This window comes from Brevibacterium sp. Mu109, from assembly GCF_900169375.1.
Taxonomy (GTDB): Bacteria; Actinomycetota; Actinomycetes; order Actinomycetales; family Brevibacteriaceae; genus Brevibacterium; species Brevibacterium yomogidense_A.
Genome location: NZ_FXZF01000018.1, coordinates 17716 through 34859 on the forward strand (window position 1 = coordinate 17716; position 17144 = coordinate 34859).

Below are 17144 nucleotides of genomic sequence, written 5' to 3' on the forward strand. Positions count from 1 at the left end.
ACCTTTAACTATTCCCGAGGTGCTGCCCCTTCAGCGGAAAGCGGCCGAGGCCTCGTCGAGTGCTGCGACCTCGTCGGCGGCCAGCGTCAGCTCCGTCGCCGCGAAGAGCTGGTCGAGCTGCGCTGTGCTCGTTGCTGCGGCGAGCGGAGCGGTGATCTTCCCATCTGCCATCGCCCACGCGAGTGCCACTGAGGCTGCGTCCGTGCTGTGCGCAGCGGCGACGACGTCCAGGGCGGAGACGACCGCCAGCCCTTCCGGGTTGAGGTAGCGCTCGACGGCACCGGCACGCGCACGGCCTTCGAGGTCCGCCTCCGTCCGGTACTTGCCCGTCAGGAATCCACCGGCCAGCACCTGGTACGGGAAGACGGACATGCCGTGCTTGCGAGCCGAGGCCGCCATCTCACCCTCGTACTCCCGTGCCACCAGCGAGTACCGCGGCTGCAGTGCGACCGGCAGCGCGAAGCCGTTCTCCTCCGACACACGGAACCACTCGTCGATCGCATCCGGCGATAGGTTCGACAGCGCGATCGCGCGCACCTTGCCGGCAGTCACGAGGTCGTTGAAGGCCGCCGCGCTCTCGACGATCGGGGTCTCGTCGTCCTGGTAGTGCGCGTAGTACAGGTCGATGTAGTCAGTCTGCAGACGCTGAAGAGATTCGTCCGCGGCGAGTGCGACGTTCTTCGGCGACAGGCCCTCGCGCCCCGGCTTCGCAGCGACCTTCGTCGCGACCACGATGTCGTCGCGCTTGCCGCGTGTAGTTCCCAGTGAGGTTGTGAACACGATCTGATGGAGTGAGACCGCCGATCCCGGTATGGGGTCGATGATGATTGTAGTGATGAAGCCAGGTGCCATAACTTTCGGCCCTGGCTTCTTCGCTTTCATAAGCGACCGCGTACGCCCATTCCTGCGCGAGGGTGCGATTGAAACGCTCCACCTTTCCGTTGGTTTGCGGCCGGTAGGGGCGAGTGAATCGGTGCTTCACGGTCGGTCCCAGCGCTTCCGCAAACGCGTGCGACCGATAGCAGGGCCCGTTGTCTGTCATCACTCCGGTGATAGTCACTCCGGCGTCGGTGAAGAACGCGCGGGCTCGCTCCCAGAACGAGGCTGCGCTCTCCTTCTTCTCGTCAGCGAGGATCTCTGAATACGCGAGGCGTGAATGGTCATCGACGGCGTGATGGAGGTACACGTAGCCGCGCGAAGGTTTCCCGCCTGCACGCGCTGCTCGATTCGTGACTTGCAACGTGCGCCGTTGCTGGTCTGACCCTCGCCCATGAACTCGCCATCCTCCGCCATCAGGGATACGGCCGAGCTTCTTAATGTCCACATGCACCAACTCACCCGGAGCCTGTTTCTCGTAGCGAATGGGCCGAGGTTTTCGGACTGGCAGGCCGGTCGCTTGATCGAGATGTGCGAGGAGAGGCATTCGGTAGCGTGTGATCACGCGCTCGATCGTGGACCGCGGGATACCCAGGTGATAACTGATCCGGTGTGGGCCCCAGCGGCGGGTGAAGCGGAGACTAATGATGCGATGCTCGCGCCGCTTCGACAGCCTCGCGGGTGAATGATGCGGGCGCGACGAACGATCGGTCAAGGGCTCACCGGCGCGATACCTTGCTGCCCATTTCGATGCCGTTGCGGGTGAGACTTGAAATCGTTCCGCAGCGCGCCGAACTGGCCATCCTTGGTCAACGATCAATGCGGCGAGGCGAGTTCTACCGATTGGGGTGAGGGGTGCGTTAGCGTGAGACATGAAGACCTCCGTGTGAGGGTGAGAGTTGTGATAAACCCCATCCTTCCGGAGGTCTTCATCTATCTCGAGCGTTCACAACGTCCCGAGGAACTACAGCTAGTCGACTCCTACTATCCGACACTCTCAGATCCAGAGCGCTGGATCTGTCAGCACACCGTCTGGGGTGGGGTGCCCCTCCGCGTCCAGCGGGCGCGACTTGGGGAACTTCACCGTGGCGGGCACGCCCACAGCGGTTCCACCCGCGGCGACGTCCTTGACCACGACGGCGTTGGCTCCGACAGCCGCGTTCTCACCGATCTCCACCGGGCCGATCAGCTTCGCCCCCGTGCCGACCACGACGTTGTCGCGCAGCGTGGGGTGGCGCTTCTCCTGTGCCATCGATCGGCCACCCAGCGTCACCTGGTGGTAGAGCATGACGTCGTCACCGATCTCGGACGTCTCCCCGATCACGACACCGTTCGCATGATCGATGAAGAAGCGCCTGCCGATGACCGCCCCGGGGTGGATCTCCACACCGGTGAGCGTCCGCACCGCCTGCGACAGCAGACGGGCGGGCGCCTTCCCCGCGTCGTACTGATTCAGCTTGTACAGACCCCGGTGCGCCCAGATCGCGTGCAGTCCGGGATACGACAGGGCGATCACCAGATCGTTGCGAGCCGCAGGATCACGACGACGAGCAGTGTCGAGGTCTTCTCGCAGAGTGGCGCGCACGTTCGGACGCGACAGCCCGAAGGCTGCCGCGCCGATCGCGGCGGCGGCTCCGATCAGTCCGAGGCGTCCACGCATCAGGAATCCATGTACTCCGAGAACAGCGGTGTCGTGAGGTAGCGCTCCCCGAAGTCGGGGAGGATGACGACCACGCGCTTGCCCTGGTTCTCCGGGCGGGCGCCCTCGGCCTCGGCCGCGGCGATGGCGGCTCCGGAGGAGATGCCCACGAGCAGGCCCTCGTCCTTCGCGACCTGGCGGGCCACGTCGAAGGAGACCTCGTTCTCGATGGTGACGACCTCGTCGTAGATGTCGCGGTCCAGCACCTCGGGGATGAAGTTCGCACCCAGCCCCTGGATCATGTGCGGACCGGCCTCGCCCGTGGACAGGATGGGAGAAGCGGCGGGCTCGACGGCCACGATCCTCGCCTCGACGCCCTCCTTCTTGAACGCGCGGCCCACACCGGTGATGGTGCCGCCGGTGCCGATGCCGGAGACGAACACGTCGACTTTGCCGTCCGTGTCGCGGATGATCTCCGGTCCGGTCGTCGACTCGTGGATCGCGGCATTGGCCTCGTTGGCGAACTGGCGGACCAGAACGGCGCCCTTGTCGGCGAGCGATTCCGCCTTCTCCACTGCGCCGCGCATGCCGTCGGCCTTGGGAGTGAGCTCGAGCGTCGCACCGAACGCGCGCAGCAGTGCGCGGCGCTCCTTCGACATGGATTCCGGCATCGTGAGGACGACCTTGTAGCCGCGCGCAGCACCCACCATCGCGAGCGCGATGCCGGTGTTGCCGGACGTCGCCTCCACGACCGTGCCGCCGGGCTTCAGCTGGCCGGACTTCTCTGCAGCCTCGATCATCGCGACGCCGATCCGGTCCTTGACCGAGTTCGCGGGGTTGGCGCCTTCGAGCTTCGCGACGATCTCTGCGCCGCTGCGCTCGCTCGCCTTGTTGAGTCGCACCAGCGGCGTGCCGCCGACGACCTTCGTGACATCGGAGTGAATGGTCATGTGTGCCCTTTCCGTTCTTCGGTTCCAGTTGCGAGGAACGGCCGGCAGACGGATGGTGCACACCCGGGCGTCGAGCTCCTCGCTCACACACCAGCCAATGGCTTCAGCTGCTGATTCGTTGTGGTATCAACGATCTTAACCGGGCCGAAGGGCGGTTTTGTTCCCACCCTCCGGAAGACGGAGGGTCCGGAGGCAACGACCCGCAGGTGACGGAGGGGCCTGGCCTCTTCCCTCACCACTCCGCGAGGGACGGGCTTACGGTTCGACGGACACGTACGTTCGCCCGTCCTTCGGACCGTAAGCCCGTCCTTCACGGCAACCAGGGCGACGGCACCGCCGCCGAGGTCCCCGCCGGGTCAGGCGAGCGCCGTCCCCTGGAACAGAGTGGTCGTCGCACCGCCGACCCGAACCGTCCCGTCTGAGTCGGTGGACAGATCGATGTCTCCCGCCCGACCGACCTTCGCGTCCTGGGAGATCCGATCCTGCTGCGGAACCACGTCTTCTCGGTTCAGCCACTGAGCGACCGAGGCGTTCATGCTTCCGCAGACGCTTCCCGCTGGGCCCACTCTGCGATGCTTCAGAGAATCGGAGAAGCCTCAGGTGTCCCGGACGGGACCCTGCGCCCGACGCGATGAACTGAGCAGCAGTCCCGGCTCGATGACGAGGTTGATGGCCACGTGCGCAAGGACTGCCGGCAGCACGACTCGGTCCGACGCCACGTAGACGATCGACTGAGTACGCCCAATCCGAACGTGGATGCGCGGATCGGCACTGTCGCGGGCCAGCTCTTCCCGAATAGCGCCCAGACGGCGTGCGCGGAGGCGAACAGCAGTGAGGAGACCACGATCTGCAGCAGGACAGTGACGCCTCTGGCCGCCAGCCAATCCATGACGACCTGTCGGAAGAACATCTCCTCGATCAGACCGGACAGCAGCGCCAACGGCACACCGATGGTTCGGAACCACGACCGTTCGAACACGAGAGGGCGGATCTCCGGCACCGCCCAGAGCGTGTATGCGGTGTAGCCCACCGCAACGGCTCCCGCCACCGCCCACCCGCGAACCGGCACCTCGTTGCGCCACCCCAGAACAACGGCGAACTGCCCCGGCGAGGGCCCGAACCACGCCGCCAGCGCCACGATGAAGACCATGACCGCCCCACAGGCCAGCAGTAGAGTGCGGCGCCGTGCCTGTGAGAGTCTGTTCTGTCCGTCTGACACGTGCACCTTCCCCACCGTACAGAGACTGGTACTCAGCCGCGGTGTCGTCACATGTGCGTGTTCACCGCGGGCGGGCCTCGTCGCAGAGATGCGAAAGGTTGTAGCCGCCGTGGAAGCAGATCGAGGCCGGCACCCCTCCCCACGCCTGAACCGCACGCGCCGGGACCGCGAGGACCATCATGTGCGCCACCACCCGCCTGCCTCCCAGCCCTGCGTGCACAAGCCCGAAACCGGCCACACTGAGAACCGGCGCAGCGAGCCCGTTCCTCACATCTGCTTCCCACACCACCTCGTCAGCCGCGACGACGAGCACAGTCTGCTCGGCCTCGGCGGTGAGGAGCGACGCACACCGATAGCGGGGCCTGCGGCCGGCCAGGATCCGGACGCTCGCAGTGTGGAACGCTGCTCCAGCGGACGCACTGATGACGGCGGAGGCGACAGTCGACCGGAGGGTGGGGGCGGACGTCGCGTTCGGGAACACCCACGCGACACGTGTTCCGCCGCGGCGGGTCTCCGCACGTCCTCCGGCTCCCGCACGTTCACCGCCGAACCTGCACGGAGGTCAGATTCTCACAGGATCAGCTCGACGATGACGGCCACTCCCAGCACGCTCATGATGATCCCGGACGCCGCGGTGACGACGGTGGCCGCGCGCGGACGGGAGATCAGAACCGCACCGGCGCCCAGCGACACTGCGAGGTAGATGATCCCGCACGTGACGACGTGCACAATGCCCAGAACGATCAGCTGCACGCCGTCGGACAGCGGTGCGGAGTCCGACACGAACTGCGGGACCAGCGCGAGGAACATGAGGTACACCTTGGGATTCAGCAGGCTGACACTCAGCCCCTGCAGTGTGACGGTGCGCTTCGACGGGAGCACTCGCACTCGCTGCGTGACGGCCACTGCGCCACCGTTATCGGTGGGTTCGCCCAGTGCTCCTGCGCCGCCGCCGGATGCAGGGGCCGAACCGACGGCTGCGCCACGGCTGTCCGAGGACGGCTCCCCCCGCTCCATCCGCTCCCGCAGGAGCGACTGCAGCGCCGAGGTCCCCAGCCAGAGGAGGTAGAGGCCGCCCACCACACTGATGACGGTGAGCATCCAGGCGTGCGAGGCCACGACGGCTGCCAGCCCCAGCGCCACAGCCAGCGCGATCGCGAAATGCCCCACGACCATGCCGAGGACGGCGTGTGCACCGCGACCGCGCAGGCCCGCCGCGATGAGGTAGGCCCAGTCGGCACCCGGGGTGCAGATCAGCAGCGTGGTGAGCCCCCAGAAGGCGAAGAGCAGCGTGTAGTCCATGCGGGCAGACTATTGACCACGGGCTCGAATGTGCTTCGCATTCTCTTGCCTTCTGCAGGGTCAGGCGGGAGACTTATCGCCATGGACGCCATTGACCGGGAGATTCTTTCACTGCTGCAAGACGACGGGCGAGCGACGATGACGCAGGTAGCGGGAAAGGTCGGGCTGAGCCTCTCCGCGTGCCACAGGCGTTTCCGCGATCTGGAGACCAGTGGCGTCATCCAGGGGTTTCGCGCGGAATTGGATTTCGAGAAGCTCGGCAAGCCGTTCGAGGCTCTGGTGTTCGTCACGATGGAGGCTGGGAACCACTCCGCGATGACGGCTTTCGAAGAGGCCGCCGTGCAGGTCCCCCAGATCGTGCAGGCGCAGCGCCTCTTCGGTGCTCCGGACTATCAGCTCTATGTAGCGACGGAGTCGAAGCAGACATACCAGGAGCTCTACGACTCGACGCTCTCGCAGCTGCCGGGTGTGCGGCGCATGACGTCGACTCTCATCATGAAGACCGTGGTCGCCCACCGCGCGCCGCTGTAGTCCTGCGGACGTTCGTCCGTAACGGGCCTCACCTCACCGCGTAGGCGGTTCGCAGTCCGGCCCCGATAAGATTCTGCGCATGACCATTCACCCCATCGTCGTCTATGGAGAGCCCGTCCTGCACCGCGCTGCGGACAGGGTGACGGAGTTCGACGACGAGCTGCGCACGCTCGTCGCTGACATGTTCGAAACGCTTGCCGCGTCCAACGGCGTGGGGCTGGCCGCCCCGCAGATCGGCGTCGGCAAGCAGATCTTCGTGTACGACGCGGAGGACGATGTCGCACAGGTGCGGCGCCGCGGCGTGTTCATCAACCCGGTGCTCGTGGGCTCCAAGGTGCCCGACGGCCGTCCGGATCCCGATGACGAATCGGAGGGCTGCCTGTCCGTCCCCGTCCTGGACTTCCCGCTCAAGCGCAGCGAGAAGGTGACGATCAACGGCAAGGACGAGAACGGGGAGACGATCTCACTGGTCGTCGAGGGCTGGTTCGCCCGGATCATGCAGCACGAGTACGACCACCTGCAGGGCACCCTCTACGTCGATCGCCTGCAGGACAAGTGGAAGCGCCGCTGGAAGCGCGAGCAGAAGGCGGAGGGCTACAACGTGCCGGGCGTCTCATGGCTTCCCGGCACGGATCCGGACCCGTTCGGCCATGGCGAGGACGACGAGGAAGACTGACAGGCGCCCCGCGCCAGCCTCCGAATACCCCCGCCACCTGCACTGTCTCCTGCTACGCTCAGCGAACCGAGCCACTAGCCACGAGGCAGGGAGCGCTGTACGGGTTTCTTGTCTCACACCTGACTGCGGAAGGTGCGGAACATGTTGAACCGCCTCCATGACGGCCTGCGACTGAGAACGACTCCGGTCATCTTCTTCGGCGCCGCGGGCATCATCATCCTCTTCGTCATAGCGACGATCCTCTTCACCGATCCGCTCTCAGCGGCAACGGGGACCGCGTCCCAATGGCTCATGGAGAACCTCGGATGGTTCTACATCCTGGGCGTGACACTCTTCCTCGTGTTCCTCATCTACATTGCGGCGAGCCGGTTCGGCCGCGTGAAGCTGGGGCCGGATGATGAGCAGCCGGAGCACTCCAAACTGACATGGTTCGGCATGCTCTTCGCTGCGGGCATCGGCACGATCCTCATGTTCTGGGGCGTGGCGGAACCTGTCAGCCACTTCGGTGCCCCACCGCGCGGTGAGGCACTGGGGATCCAGGCGGAGACAGAGGCGGCGGCGATTGAGGCCATCAACTTCTCCCTCTACCACTTCACATTCCACACGTGGGCGATCTTCACCCTCCCGGCCCTGGGCTTCGCGTACTTCATCCACAAGCGGAACCTGCCGCCGCGCGTCTCGTCGATCTTCCAGCCGATCCTTGGCCGTCGCATCCACGGTCCGATCGGCAAGTTCATCGACATCGTCGCCATCATCGGCACCGTCTTCGGCGTGGCCGTCTCGATCGGCCTCGGCGTCCTGCAGATCAACGGCGGTCTCGAACAGCTGGTCGGCATCCCGCAGAACGCCGGCTGGCAGCTGATCATCATCGCAGTCGTCACCGGCATCGCGATGATCTCCGTGGGACTCGGTCTGGAGAAGGGCATCAAGGTCCTCTCCAACGTCAACATCATCTCCGCGATCGCGCTGATGCTCTTCGTCCTCGTCGCCGGCGGAGCGACGGTGTTCATGCTCAAGGGGACGATCGAGTCGTTCGGCTCCTACGTGATGAACCTGCCTGAGCTGGCACTGTGGAACGACACCTTCGCCGATACCGGATGGCAGAACACCTGGACCGTCTTCTACTGGGCATGGACCATCACGTGGTCCCCGTTCGTGGGCATCTTCATCGCCCGCATCTCACGCGGCCGCACGATCCGCCAGTTCGTCGTGGGCGTGCTCGCCGTACCTTCGCTGTTCTCCGTCGTGTGGTTCGGCATCTTCGGCTACGCCTCCATGGACATCGAGCTCAACGGTGACGGTGGTCTGGTCGAACGGGTCGTGGACGACGGCGACATCCCCGGCGCCCTCTTCGAACTGCTGTCCCACTACCCCGCGGCGTGGATCGTCTCCGTCTTCGCGATCGTGATCGTCATCATCTTCTTCATCACCTCGCTCGACTCCGCCGCGCTCGTGATCGACACCATGGCCAACGGCCACGAGGACTTCAACCCTCTGGGACAGCGCCTGTTCTGGGCTCTGGCGGTGGGCCTCATCACCGCGACGCTGCTCGTGTTCTCGGGCGAGGGAGGCCTGGGCGCCCTCCAGTCCATCAGCATCCTCATCGGTCTGCCGTTCTTCATCATCGCGTTCTTCCAGATGTACGCGCTGCATCGCGCACTCAAGGAGGACGCCGGCGAGATGCCCGCCATGCGCACTCGTGAATGGCGCAAGGTGCTCACGCCGGAGGAGACGGTCCGCCGTATGCGGATCGAGGACGACAAGTACGACTACGAGGACCCTGTCAGCACGACGACTCGACCGCAGCCCGCGACCGAGGTCCCGGTCATGCAGGATCCCTACATCCGTCCCCCGACGGGTCGGGATGTCCGCCGCCACCGGCGCGATTCCACCCTGGCAGGCCGCACGGGCAGCCGGAAGCTGCCGAAGCCGAACGTCGACGGCTGAGTCGCGCTCAGCCGGCTGACGGCTGACGGCTGACGGCTGACGGCTGACGGCTGACTGAGTCTGTGCCGGCCCAGAAGGACACCGGCTGGGCAGACAGTGGTCCGGACAGACAGTGGCCGGGGCACCTCCTGCGAGGGGCCCCGGCCACGTTCGGCACAGCACATCACATCACTGCCTGCCGGGATCGGGCTCCTCGGCCGGCGTCTCACCGGAATCCTCCTCTGATGTCCGGGGGACCGTTCCTCCCATGTCGACATACTCCTGCGAGGTCTGGAACTCCTCCGTGTCGAAGACTTCGCCTCCCAACGGGTCGGGTCCGCTGTCCGCGAGGACAGGCCGCCCTGTAGCAGGGTCGAACTCGAGCCTGTTCGACGGCACGGGACGATACGAGACGATGTCGGGATCGACCGCGCTCTCCTGCTCCCCACGATTCCGCGGAAGTCCGCCCAGTGATGCAGAGACCCCCCGCAGACCGCGCACCTCACGGCGGACCCGTGTCGACAGCGGTTCGGCGGACTCCCCAGCCTCGGCAGGCGTCAGCACCTGGATGTGCTCCGGCATCGTCGCCACATCGTGACGGAACGCCCGGTACAGCGCGACGCACGCCAGGACGAGGATGACGGAGAAGGGTGCCGCTGTGGACACGGCGACCGTCTGCAGCGCGGTGAGTGCCGCATCACCCCCGACCACCAGCAGCACTGCTGCGACCGCACCTTCGAGGATCGCCCAGAACACGCGGGTCGACTTCGGCGTCTCGACCTTGCCACCGCAGGCGAGCATGTCGATGACCAGCGACCCGGAATCCGACGAGGTCACGAAGAAGAACACCACGACGATGATCGCGACGACGCTGAGGACCGCGCCCATGGGGAAGACGTCGAAGAACTGGAACAGCGACGCTGTGCTGTCGACTCCCTCACTCACGTCGAGCTGACCGGCATTCGCGTAGAACATCGAGCCGGATCCGAAGATCGTGAACCAGACGAGGCTCGCGGCCGTGGGGGCGATGAGCACTCCCAGCACGAACTCACGGATGGTGCGGCCACGCGAGATGCGCGCGATGAACATGCCGACGAAGGGTGCCCAGCTCGTCCACCAGCCCCAGTAGCCGATCGTCCACGCGGCCTCCCAGCCGTCCGTGGACCACGCACCGGTGTGCAGCGCGTTGACCGGCAGCTGGCTCAGGTAGGAACCTGCGTTGAGCGGAATCGCCTGCAGCAGGAAGATCGTGGGCCCGATGAGGAAGACCACCAGCGCCAGCAGCGCTGCCAGGGACATGTTGAAGTTCGACAGCCACTTCAGTCCCTTGTGCACACCGGACAGCACCGACCAGAGCGCCACGGCCGTGACGACGGCGATCACGCCGATGATCAGACCAGACGAGCTCTCCGCGATCCCCAGGAACTCCAGCCCGGCCATGATCTGAGTGACGCCGAAGCCGAACGACGTCGCGATGCCGAACAGTGTCCCGATGATCGCCACGGCGTCGATGGTGTGGCCCATCCATCCCTCGACGCACTTGCGACCGATCAGCGGTTCGAGCAGCCACCGCACGGCCAGAGGACGGCCGCGGCGGAACGACATGTAGGCGATGCCCAGACCCACCACCGCGTAGATCCCCCAGGGGTGGAGCCCCCACTGCAGCATCATGAGGCCGACGGAGTCCTGCGCGGCGCCGATGGACATCGGAGCGTTCTCGTGAGCTTCCGGAGGCAGCACGTAGTTGCTCAGCGGCTCTGCGACGCCGAAGAACACCAGACCGATGCCCATGCCGGCGCTGAAGAGCATCATGAACCAGGAGATCACGCTGAACTCCGGGCGCTCGTCGTCGCGACCCAGGCGGATCCGACCGATCTTGGTGAATGCGCAGAACAGCACGAACACCAGGAAGATGTTCACTGCGATGACATACCACCAGCCCACGCCATCGGTGATCGCCTTGTTGAGAACGGCGGTGAGGTCCTCCGTCTGTTCGCGGAAGAGCAGGACGAGCGCGATCAGGGAGACGATCACGATCGCAGCGGGAATGAATACCGGTTTGAGGATCGCCGAGCCGGCGGAGAGCTCGGTCTCCGCCGCCTCATCCGCGGTCCCGGTGAGCTTCGCGTCGGCTGTCATGGTCCTCTGCTTTCATCAGAACTGGTCGGGCACGGTCCCACACCGCGGCGTCATCGGCGTCTGCGCAGATCACTCGGTGCCTGCGCAGCTGAACTGCGACATCCAGACAGTGTTGCACATCACAGAGCAGCAGTGTCGCAGCTCACGGACCTGTCCTGCGGGGTCCCGCCGTTCCGCGCTCCGCCTCACCGACCGCACGCAGGCGCGGCTGCACACGACGAACACCGCCGCCGAGGCCGCAGCTGGGTCCCAGCTGCGGCCTCGGCGGCGGTGTTCTAGTGACGAGGTGCGGCCCCCGCGTCAGTCACCCAGCGTGGCGGTCGAGGACCTCTGCACCTGCTTGGCGGTGATGAGCAGGCCGATCGCGGACAGCGCGCCGCCGATCGCGATGTAGAGGGAGATGCCTGCGCTGCCGTCGAAGGTGCCCAGCAGCGCTGTCGCGATCGTCGGGGAGAGTCCGCCGCCCAGCACGGCGCCCAGGTTGTAGGACAGGGCGACGCCGGAGTAGCGGTGCTCGGGCTTGAAGAGGCTCACGTAGAAGGCGGCCATGGGTCCGAACACGAAGCTCAGCCCGATGTAGGCGACGATCACCGCGAGGTAGATGAGGCCGACGCTGCGGCTGTCGAAGAGCCAGAAGTACGGGAACGCCCAGATGATCTGGAAGATCGCGCCGGCCATCATGATGCGCAGCAGCCCGTACTTGTCCGCCAGCCAGCCGGCGACGAACACGGCGATGAGCATGCCGACGGAGCCGGCCATGCCGCTGAGCAGGATGACACTGCGGTCCATCCCCAGCTGCTCCGTGCCGTAAGACATGCTGAACGAGTTGATGATGAAGATGAAGAGGTTGAAGCCCAGATTCACCAGCACGCCGCCGATGATCAGCGGCATCGCCGTGGCGAGCACTCCCGCCAGCGGCAGGCGCGACACCTTGGGACCGTCAGCCATCTTCTTGAAGACGGGGCTCTCCGAGATCCCCAGACGCACGTAGATGCCGACGGCGATGAGGATCGCAGAGGCGAGGAACGGGATGCGCCAGCCCCATTCGCCGAAGGCGGGACCGGTGGCAACCGCGACGATGTTGAAGACGCCGATGCCCAGGATGCTGCCGATGGGCGAACCGGCGGTGACGAAGGCGCCGAAGAAGGCCTTGCGGCCGCGCGGTGCGTGCTCGGTGACCATGAGGAAGGCGCCGGACTGCTCACCGCCCATGAAGAAGCCCTGCAGCACGCGGAGTCCCACCAGCAGGATCGGCGCGAGGACGCCGACCGTGGCGTAGGTGGGAAGCAGGCCCATCGCGACCGTGCAGGCGCCCGTGGCCACCAGCGAGATGACGAGCATCGTCTTGCGCGAGAACCGGTCGCCGAAGTGGCCGAACACGATGCCGCCCAGCGGCCGGGACAGGAAGCCCGCGCCGAACGTCATGAACGACAGCAGCGTGCCGATCAGGGGGTCGGACTCCGGGAAGAACAGCTGCGGGAAGACGAGACCCGCGGCGAGGCCGAAGATCAGGAAGTCGTAGAGCTCGATGCCGGTGCCGATGGCGCTCGCTCCGGCGACGCGGCGCATCTCCTTCGGGGAGGTGGTCGTGCCCGGCTGAGCGGGTGCGGGAGTGGATGCGGGTTCGGGGGAACCTGCAGTCATCGCAGTCATGGAGTCTCCTCTGGTCATCGCCGGGTGCGGTCGGCGCCCAGGAATTCTCTCAGGGAGTGTTAAGAGTCCACGAGCATGTTCTCTTGGTGAGACGGGGTGCGGCCCCGGAGGCGCGGAGTTCCTGCGCTTCCGGGGCCGCTGCATAGACGTCACGTGCGACGACGTCACGTGCGACGGGGCGGGGGGTCAGCTCTCTCTGCGCGCCAGCCTCGTCACCACGAGGCCCGCCACGATGAGAATGCCGCCCAACGCGAGGGCGAGACCCACCTGGGCCCCCGTGCGGGGAAGGGTGCCGTCGTCTCCGCGGTCCGCGTTCTCATCGTCATCGGACCCGCCGCGCGGGTCGTCCGACTCGTCGGGTCGCGGGGCGTCCGGGGATTCGGAGTCCGTCGGTTCCGGGCTGCCCGGTTCGGTGGGCTCTCCCGTCGGCTCTCCCGTTGGATCGCTGGTCGGGTTGTCCGTCGGCGTTCCCGTGGGCTCTCCGGTCGGCGTTCCCGTGGGCTCTCCGGTCGGCGTTCCCGTGGGCTCCCCGGTCGGCGCCTCTGTCGGCTCCCCTGTGGGCTCCCCTGTCGGGGCGTCCGTGGGCTCGCCGGTCGGCTGCTGCGTCGGCTCGCCCGTGGGATCGGCCGTCGGCTCGCCGGTGGTCTCGTCGCTCGGCTCGCCCGTCGGGTCGGGCCCGGGCTCGTCGTCGCCGGCCACGACGACGGTGGTCTCCGCCGTCCGCCCGTTCACCGTGACGCTCACGGTCGCCGTTCCCGGCTGCACCGCTGTGATCTCTCCGGTGCGCGGGTTCACGCGGACGACCTCGGCACCGGCCTCGAGCGCCTCGACGCCACCCGGCGCAGCACCGTCGCCGGCCTCAGCACCAGCCGCACCAGCCGCACCACCAGCCTGTGCATCACGCGCGACAGCTGCTGCGGACGATCCGCCCACAGCCTGATCGCCGCCGTCCACGACGACCCCGTCGCCGCCCCACTGCGAGGTGACCGGCCAGCCGACGGGCACGGTGCGGTCGTCCTGTGTGAACTCAGCAGAGACCTCGGCGGTCTGTCCCGGGGTCATCGCCTCCGGAGCGTCGACGCTGATCTCGTCGACCCACGGCCGAGTCTCCGCCGCGAACCACGCGACCCGATCCGTCGTCGTGGGATTGCCGCCCACATCGCCGAGGCCCGGGTCTACTCCCAGCATCGTCCACCCCGTGAACCCACCGTTCGCAGGCGTGCCCGACGGGTTCTTCCCGGAGTTGCCGTTGATCATATAGCTCACGCCATCGACCGCGGAGCCGTGGAAGACGCCCACGTGTCCGTTGACCACGGCGGCGGACTTACCCGTCTCCTCGCGGAAGTCGCCCAGCAGCTCCTCGAGCTCTGCCGCCTCGCGACGGTCCGAGAGCTGGCTGGACTTCGACGGCAGCGGATCCTGCGGCGGGTGGTGGAAGAACACGGCGGCACCGGTGAGGTGGTCGCTGTCCCCCACCTCACCGAGTGCTTCTTCGAGCATCTGCAGCTGATCCGTGTCTCCGTCGCGCAGCGAGCCGGATGCGGTGTTCAGCGTGATCGCCTTCGTCCGTCCCAGCGAGCGCTCCGTCGCGGTCTGCCCGAAGGCGTCCTCGAAGTTCGAGATCTCTCCGCCCATCACCTCGTGGTTGCCGGGCACGTAGACGTAGGGGATGTCCTCGGTCCACTCCTCATCGAGGATCTGCTGAGCGAGCGCGAAGTCCTCCTCCGATGCCTCATCGACGAAGTCGCCGTTGATGACGAGCATGTCCGGTTCCGCCCCCTGGATCTCCTTAAGCGTCCTCCGCGCACCGTCAACCGCGTCGCTGTCCGGGTTCGCCGCCACGAACTGGGCGTCGCTCATGACCGCGATGTTCTGCGGCCGATCCGCGACACTGCCCGTGGCCAGCAGGGCCGGGTCGTGCACCGGCGTCTCCTCGGTAGGTGCGGCCTCGGGCGTGGAGACGGCCTGCAGACCTGCCACCGCGATGTCACCCGAGTACTGCTCGCCCGGACGAGTCTCCATGATGCGGATCCGCTCGAAGGTCAGCGGCTGCGCGAGCCCCGCCGGCACATCGAAGCGGACCTTCTGCCAGCCCTCGAAGTCGAGGTGGTCGCCGTCCAGGTTCGTGATGACCCCGTCCGCGCCGCGCACCTGCAGCCGCGGCCAGGCACCGGTCCCGTCGCCGCGGACCATCATCTCGAAGGCCAGCGTGTTGCCGTCGACCGTCACCGGATCGTTGCTGATGAGGTAGTAGCCGCGCGTCGCGGACGACTGGGCGAAGTCGTACTCCATGGCCAGCGACGGCTGCCCGTCGTCGGTGGGCTCACCGGCGGAGAAGGACCCGGTCGCCCGCGCCGTCTCATCGGAGAAGGCGTCGAGGTCACCGAAGTCCACGACGTCCGTCATCTCCGTGCCGACGGTGACCGGGACCGAGGTCGTCGCGTCCCCCGCGTGGAACGTCACCGAGCCGCCTGCGGTCTCATCCGTCGCGGTCACGACGTAGGTGCCGAGCTCGTCGACGCTCACGTCGATGCCGTCGCTCGCCTCGACCTCCAGGTCGCGGGATTCGATGCGGGCGGCGCGGCCGTCGGAGTCGAAGCCGTCGATCGTGATCTCTGCGGTGTCGCCCACCTCCGTGAGGTTGAGGGCGCGGGAGCTGGCGCGCAGGCCGATCGCCTCGCCCAGCACGCGCAGGTCCTTGCGCGCTGTGTGGCCCTCTGCGGAGTAGGACACGCGCGAGGTGCCGGTCTCGTCACCGCGGATGGTCGCGGTGGCGCCGTCGGCCTCGGCGAGGGTGGTCCCGGCCGCCGTCTCGAAGGTGCCGGACACCTCGATCGGGTCCAGGTTCTCCCCCAGCCCGGTCCCGTCGTAGGTGCGGTGCATGCCCTGGAGTACGGTGTCCTGGTCGTCCAGTGAGGTGTCGAGCTGCACGTCGCTCAGCTGTTCGGCCGGGGCGTCGGAGTAGAAGACGAGCGAGTTGGGCACGTTGCGCTCCTCCCCGTCGGAGGGTGAGTTCTGCACGGTGGGCGTCTGCGCGCCGGCGGGGCGGGCGACCATCGTCGTGGAGCCGCCGCCGTCCAGGTTCACCGCGTTGTGCGCGCCCAGGTCCTGGAAGAACTCGCCCATCTCCGGGAGGGTCATGCCGCGGGAGGCGCCGCTGCGGCCGTCGATCGTGGTGACGAACAGCTCCGTGCCGTCCTTGCTCATGCCGACCGCGGTGCGGGGGTGGATGCCGGTGGCGAGCTCGCTGCCCATGTCTGGGACCTCGCCGTCGGTGAGGATCTGGTTGCTGCCGGCGATCGCTGAGTCGACGTCGACCGACGGGCCGATCTCCACGTCGACGTCGTCGCCCACCTCGAGGTCTGCCAGCGCGTGCGCGCCGTCCTCGCGGCCCAGCAGCACCTGGCCGCCTTCGGGGATCTCCGGGTCGCCGGCTTCGTCCACCAGGCCCGATGCGTCGACGACTTCCCCATCGACGACGGTCACGCGGGCGATATCGTCAGCGAGCGCGTCCGGTCCGCCTACGGGCCGGTCGAGCGTGTAGTCGCCCCATGCAGCGGTGTAGACACCGATCGTGTCTGCGGAGAGCTGCGGGTTGTTCAGCCCGCCCAGCTCGTGCTCGTCGCCGTCCGCGGTGAGCGTGCCGGAGGCGGAGAGCATCTGCACGGCCGCCTGCTGCCCGGTGATCGTGAGGCTGGGCATGGGGGTCTGCGTGCCGACGCGCAGCTCCGACTGGGAGACGGTGGAGTAGATCGGCGCATCAGTGTGGTTGATGTCGAAGAACGTCCCGTTGACGGCTGCGACGGCTTGGCCGCCGTGCTCGCCGGAGGCCATGACCTCACTGGTCGTGGCGCTGCCGGCGACGACGCCGGTGTCCGCGACGTCGACGGAGAGGCTGTCCTCCGTGAGGTCAGCGGTCAGCACGTTGCCGTTGTTCCAGCCGCCGTCCTCCATGCGGGAGAAGTTCGTGAGTTCGAGGCCGGGTGCCACGCGGCTGGTCTCCGAGGAGCGGAGGACGGAGCCGTCCGCGCCCAGCTGGTCGTCGGTGGGGGCGGCCTGGGCCGGCGCCGAGGTCCCGGGCAGTCCCGGAACGAGCACAGCTCCCGGCGCCACGAGTGCGGCGGCGAGCGCCACCGTCGTGAGGAGTGAGCGAGTGGGTGAGGGTGACATGGTCTCTTTCCGGAGCGTCGCGTCAGCACTCGGTGGAGTGCCTCGGAGACTGTGTCATCCCTG

The 17144-nt window shown here is 67.0% G+C and carries 13 protein-coding genes and 1 pseudogene; 3 read left to right on the top strand and 11 right to left on the bottom strand.

Going from position 1 to position 17144, the window contains the following annotated elements; genetic code table 11:
- Positions 1-30 precede the first annotated feature (30 nt).
- The 8 genes and pseudogenes from BSP109_RS11545 to BSP109_RS11580 form a co-directional block, all read right to left on the bottom strand.
- Entirely contained in the window at positions 31-852 is an 822-nt protein-coding gene (locus BSP109_RS11545; protein WP_257944669.1) for an aldo/keto reductase, read from the bottom strand.
- Positions 761-1750 (bottom strand): annotated as a pseudogene (locus BSP109_RS11550) (IS481 family transposase); the annotation flags it as partial. The gene BSP109_RS11545 and the pseudogene BSP109_RS11550, both read right to left, overlap by 92 nt.
- A gap of 123 nt (positions 1751-1873) precedes the next feature.
- Entirely contained in the window at positions 1874-2536 is a 663-nt protein-coding gene (gene cysE, locus BSP109_RS11555) for a serine O-acetyltransferase (protein ID WP_101600765.1), read from the bottom strand.
- Positions 2536-3465, bottom strand: coding sequence for a cysteine synthase A (gene cysK / locus BSP109_RS11560; RefSeq protein WP_101600767.1), 930 nt, complete (start codon positions 3463-3465; stop codon positions 2536-2538). Before cysK ends, cysE begins: the two co-directional genes overlap by 1 nt.
- Positions 3466-3821: 356 nt before the next feature.
- Entirely contained in the window at positions 3822-4001 is a 180-nt protein-coding gene (locus BSP109_RS11565; RefSeq protein ID WP_101600769.1) for a hypothetical protein, read from the bottom strand.
- Positions 4002-4042: 41 nt separating this feature from the next.
- Positions 4043-4684 (bottom strand): CPBP family intramembrane glutamic endopeptidase, encoded by a 642-nt coding sequence (locus BSP109_RS11570; protein ID WP_146001142.1) that lies wholly within the window; start codon positions 4682-4684, stop codon positions 4043-4045.
- A gap of 61 nt (positions 4685-4745) precedes the next feature.
- Positions 4746-5165 carry a hypothetical protein gene (locus BSP109_RS11575; RefSeq protein WP_101600773.1) on the bottom strand — a complete coding sequence of 140 codons (420 nt, stop codon included), beginning with the start codon at positions 5163-5165 and terminating at the stop codon, positions 4746-4748.
- An 89-nt stretch (positions 5166-5254) separates the two neighbouring features.
- On the bottom strand, positions 5255-5986 hold the full coding sequence (locus BSP109_RS11580) for a LysE family translocator (RefSeq protein WP_101600774.1): 732 nt from the start codon (positions 5984-5986) through the stop codon (positions 5255-5257).
- An 81-nt stretch (positions 5987-6067) separates the two neighbouring features.
- On the opposite strand from BSP109_RS11580, the gene BSP109_RS11585 reads away from it, so the two are divergent.
- From BSP109_RS11585 to BSP109_RS11595, 3 genes are all read left to right on the top strand, one after another.
- On the top strand, positions 6068-6517 hold the full coding sequence (locus BSP109_RS11585) for an Lrp/AsnC family transcriptional regulator (RefSeq protein ID WP_087008024.1): 450 nt from the start codon (positions 6068-6070) through the stop codon (positions 6515-6517).
- 79 nt (positions 6518-6596) lie between these two features.
- Positions 6597-7193 (top strand): peptide deformylase, encoded by a 597-nt coding sequence (gene def / locus BSP109_RS11590; protein ID WP_101600776.1) that lies wholly within the window; start codon positions 6597-6599, stop codon positions 7191-7193.
- A gap of 141 nt (positions 7194-7334) precedes the next feature.
- Complete coding sequence (locus BSP109_RS11595; protein WP_101600777.1) at positions 7335-9140, top strand: BCCT family transporter; 1806 nt, start codon at positions 7335-7337, stop codon at positions 9138-9140.
- A gap of 168 nt (positions 9141-9308) precedes the next feature.
- On the opposite strand, the gene BSP109_RS11600 is transcribed toward BSP109_RS11595, so the two are convergent.
- The 3 genes from BSP109_RS11600 to BSP109_RS11610 form a co-directional block, all read right to left on the bottom strand.
- Complete coding sequence (locus BSP109_RS11600) at positions 9309-11258, bottom strand: BCCT family transporter (RefSeq protein ID WP_101600779.1); 1950 nt, start codon at positions 11256-11258, stop codon at positions 9309-9311.
- Positions 11259-11558: 300 nt separating this feature from the next.
- Entirely contained in the window at positions 11559-12911 is a 1353-nt protein-coding gene (locus tag BSP109_RS11605) for an MFS transporter (RefSeq protein WP_219618536.1), read from the bottom strand.
- Between the two features lie 186 nt (positions 12912-13097).
- The gene (locus BSP109_RS11610; RefSeq protein ID WP_101600781.1) at positions 13098-17081 is read right to left on the bottom strand and encodes a phosphodiester glycosidase family protein; all 3984 of its coding nucleotides are present in this window, start codon (positions 17079-17081) and stop codon (positions 13098-13100) included.
- Positions 17082-17144 lie beyond the last annotated feature (63 nt).

What these genes read in the sequence shown, in the direction of transcription:
- BSP109_RS11545 (WP_257944669.1), bottom strand. Translation starts at nt 852, where the DNA reads ATGGCACCTGGCTTCATCACTACAATCATCATCGACCCCATACCGGGA.
- cysE (WP_101600765.1), bottom strand. Translation starts at nt 2,536, where the DNA reads ATGCGTGGACGCCTCGGACTGATCGGAGCCGCCGCCGCGATCGGCGCG.
- cysK (WP_101600767.1), bottom strand. Translation starts at nt 3,465, where the DNA reads ATGACCATTCACTCCGATGTCACGAAGGTCGTCGGCGGCACGCCGCTG.
- BSP109_RS11565 (WP_101600769.1), bottom strand. Translation starts at nt 4,001, where the DNA reads ATGAACGCCTCGGTCGCTCAGTGGCTGAACCGAGAAGACGTGGTTCCG.
- BSP109_RS11580 (WP_101600774.1), bottom strand. Translation starts at nt 5,986, where the DNA reads ATGGACTACACGCTGCTCTTCGCCTTCTGGGGGCTCACCACGCTGCTG.
- BSP109_RS11585 (WP_087008024.1), top strand. Translation starts at nt 6,068, where the DNA reads ATGGACGCCATTGACCGGGAGATTCTTTCACTGCTGCAAGACGACGGG.
- def (WP_101600776.1), top strand. Translation starts at nt 6,597, where the DNA reads ATGACCATTCACCCCATCGTCGTCTATGGAGAGCCCGTCCTGCACCGC.
- BSP109_RS11595 (WP_101600777.1), top strand. Translation starts at nt 7,335, where the DNA reads ATGTTGAACCGCCTCCATGACGGCCTGCGACTGAGAACGACTCCGGTC.
- BSP109_RS11600 (WP_101600779.1), bottom strand. Translation starts at nt 11,258, where the DNA reads ATGACAGCCGACGCGAAGCTCACCGGGACCGCGGATGAGGCGGCGGAG.
- BSP109_RS11605 (WP_219618536.1), bottom strand. Translation starts at nt 12,911, where the DNA reads ATGACTGCGATGACTGCAGGTTCCCCCGAACCCGCATCCACTCCCGCA.
- BSP109_RS11610 (WP_101600781.1), bottom strand. Translation starts at nt 17,081, where the DNA reads ATGTCACCCTCACCCACTCGCTCACTCCTCACGACGGTGGCGCTCGCC.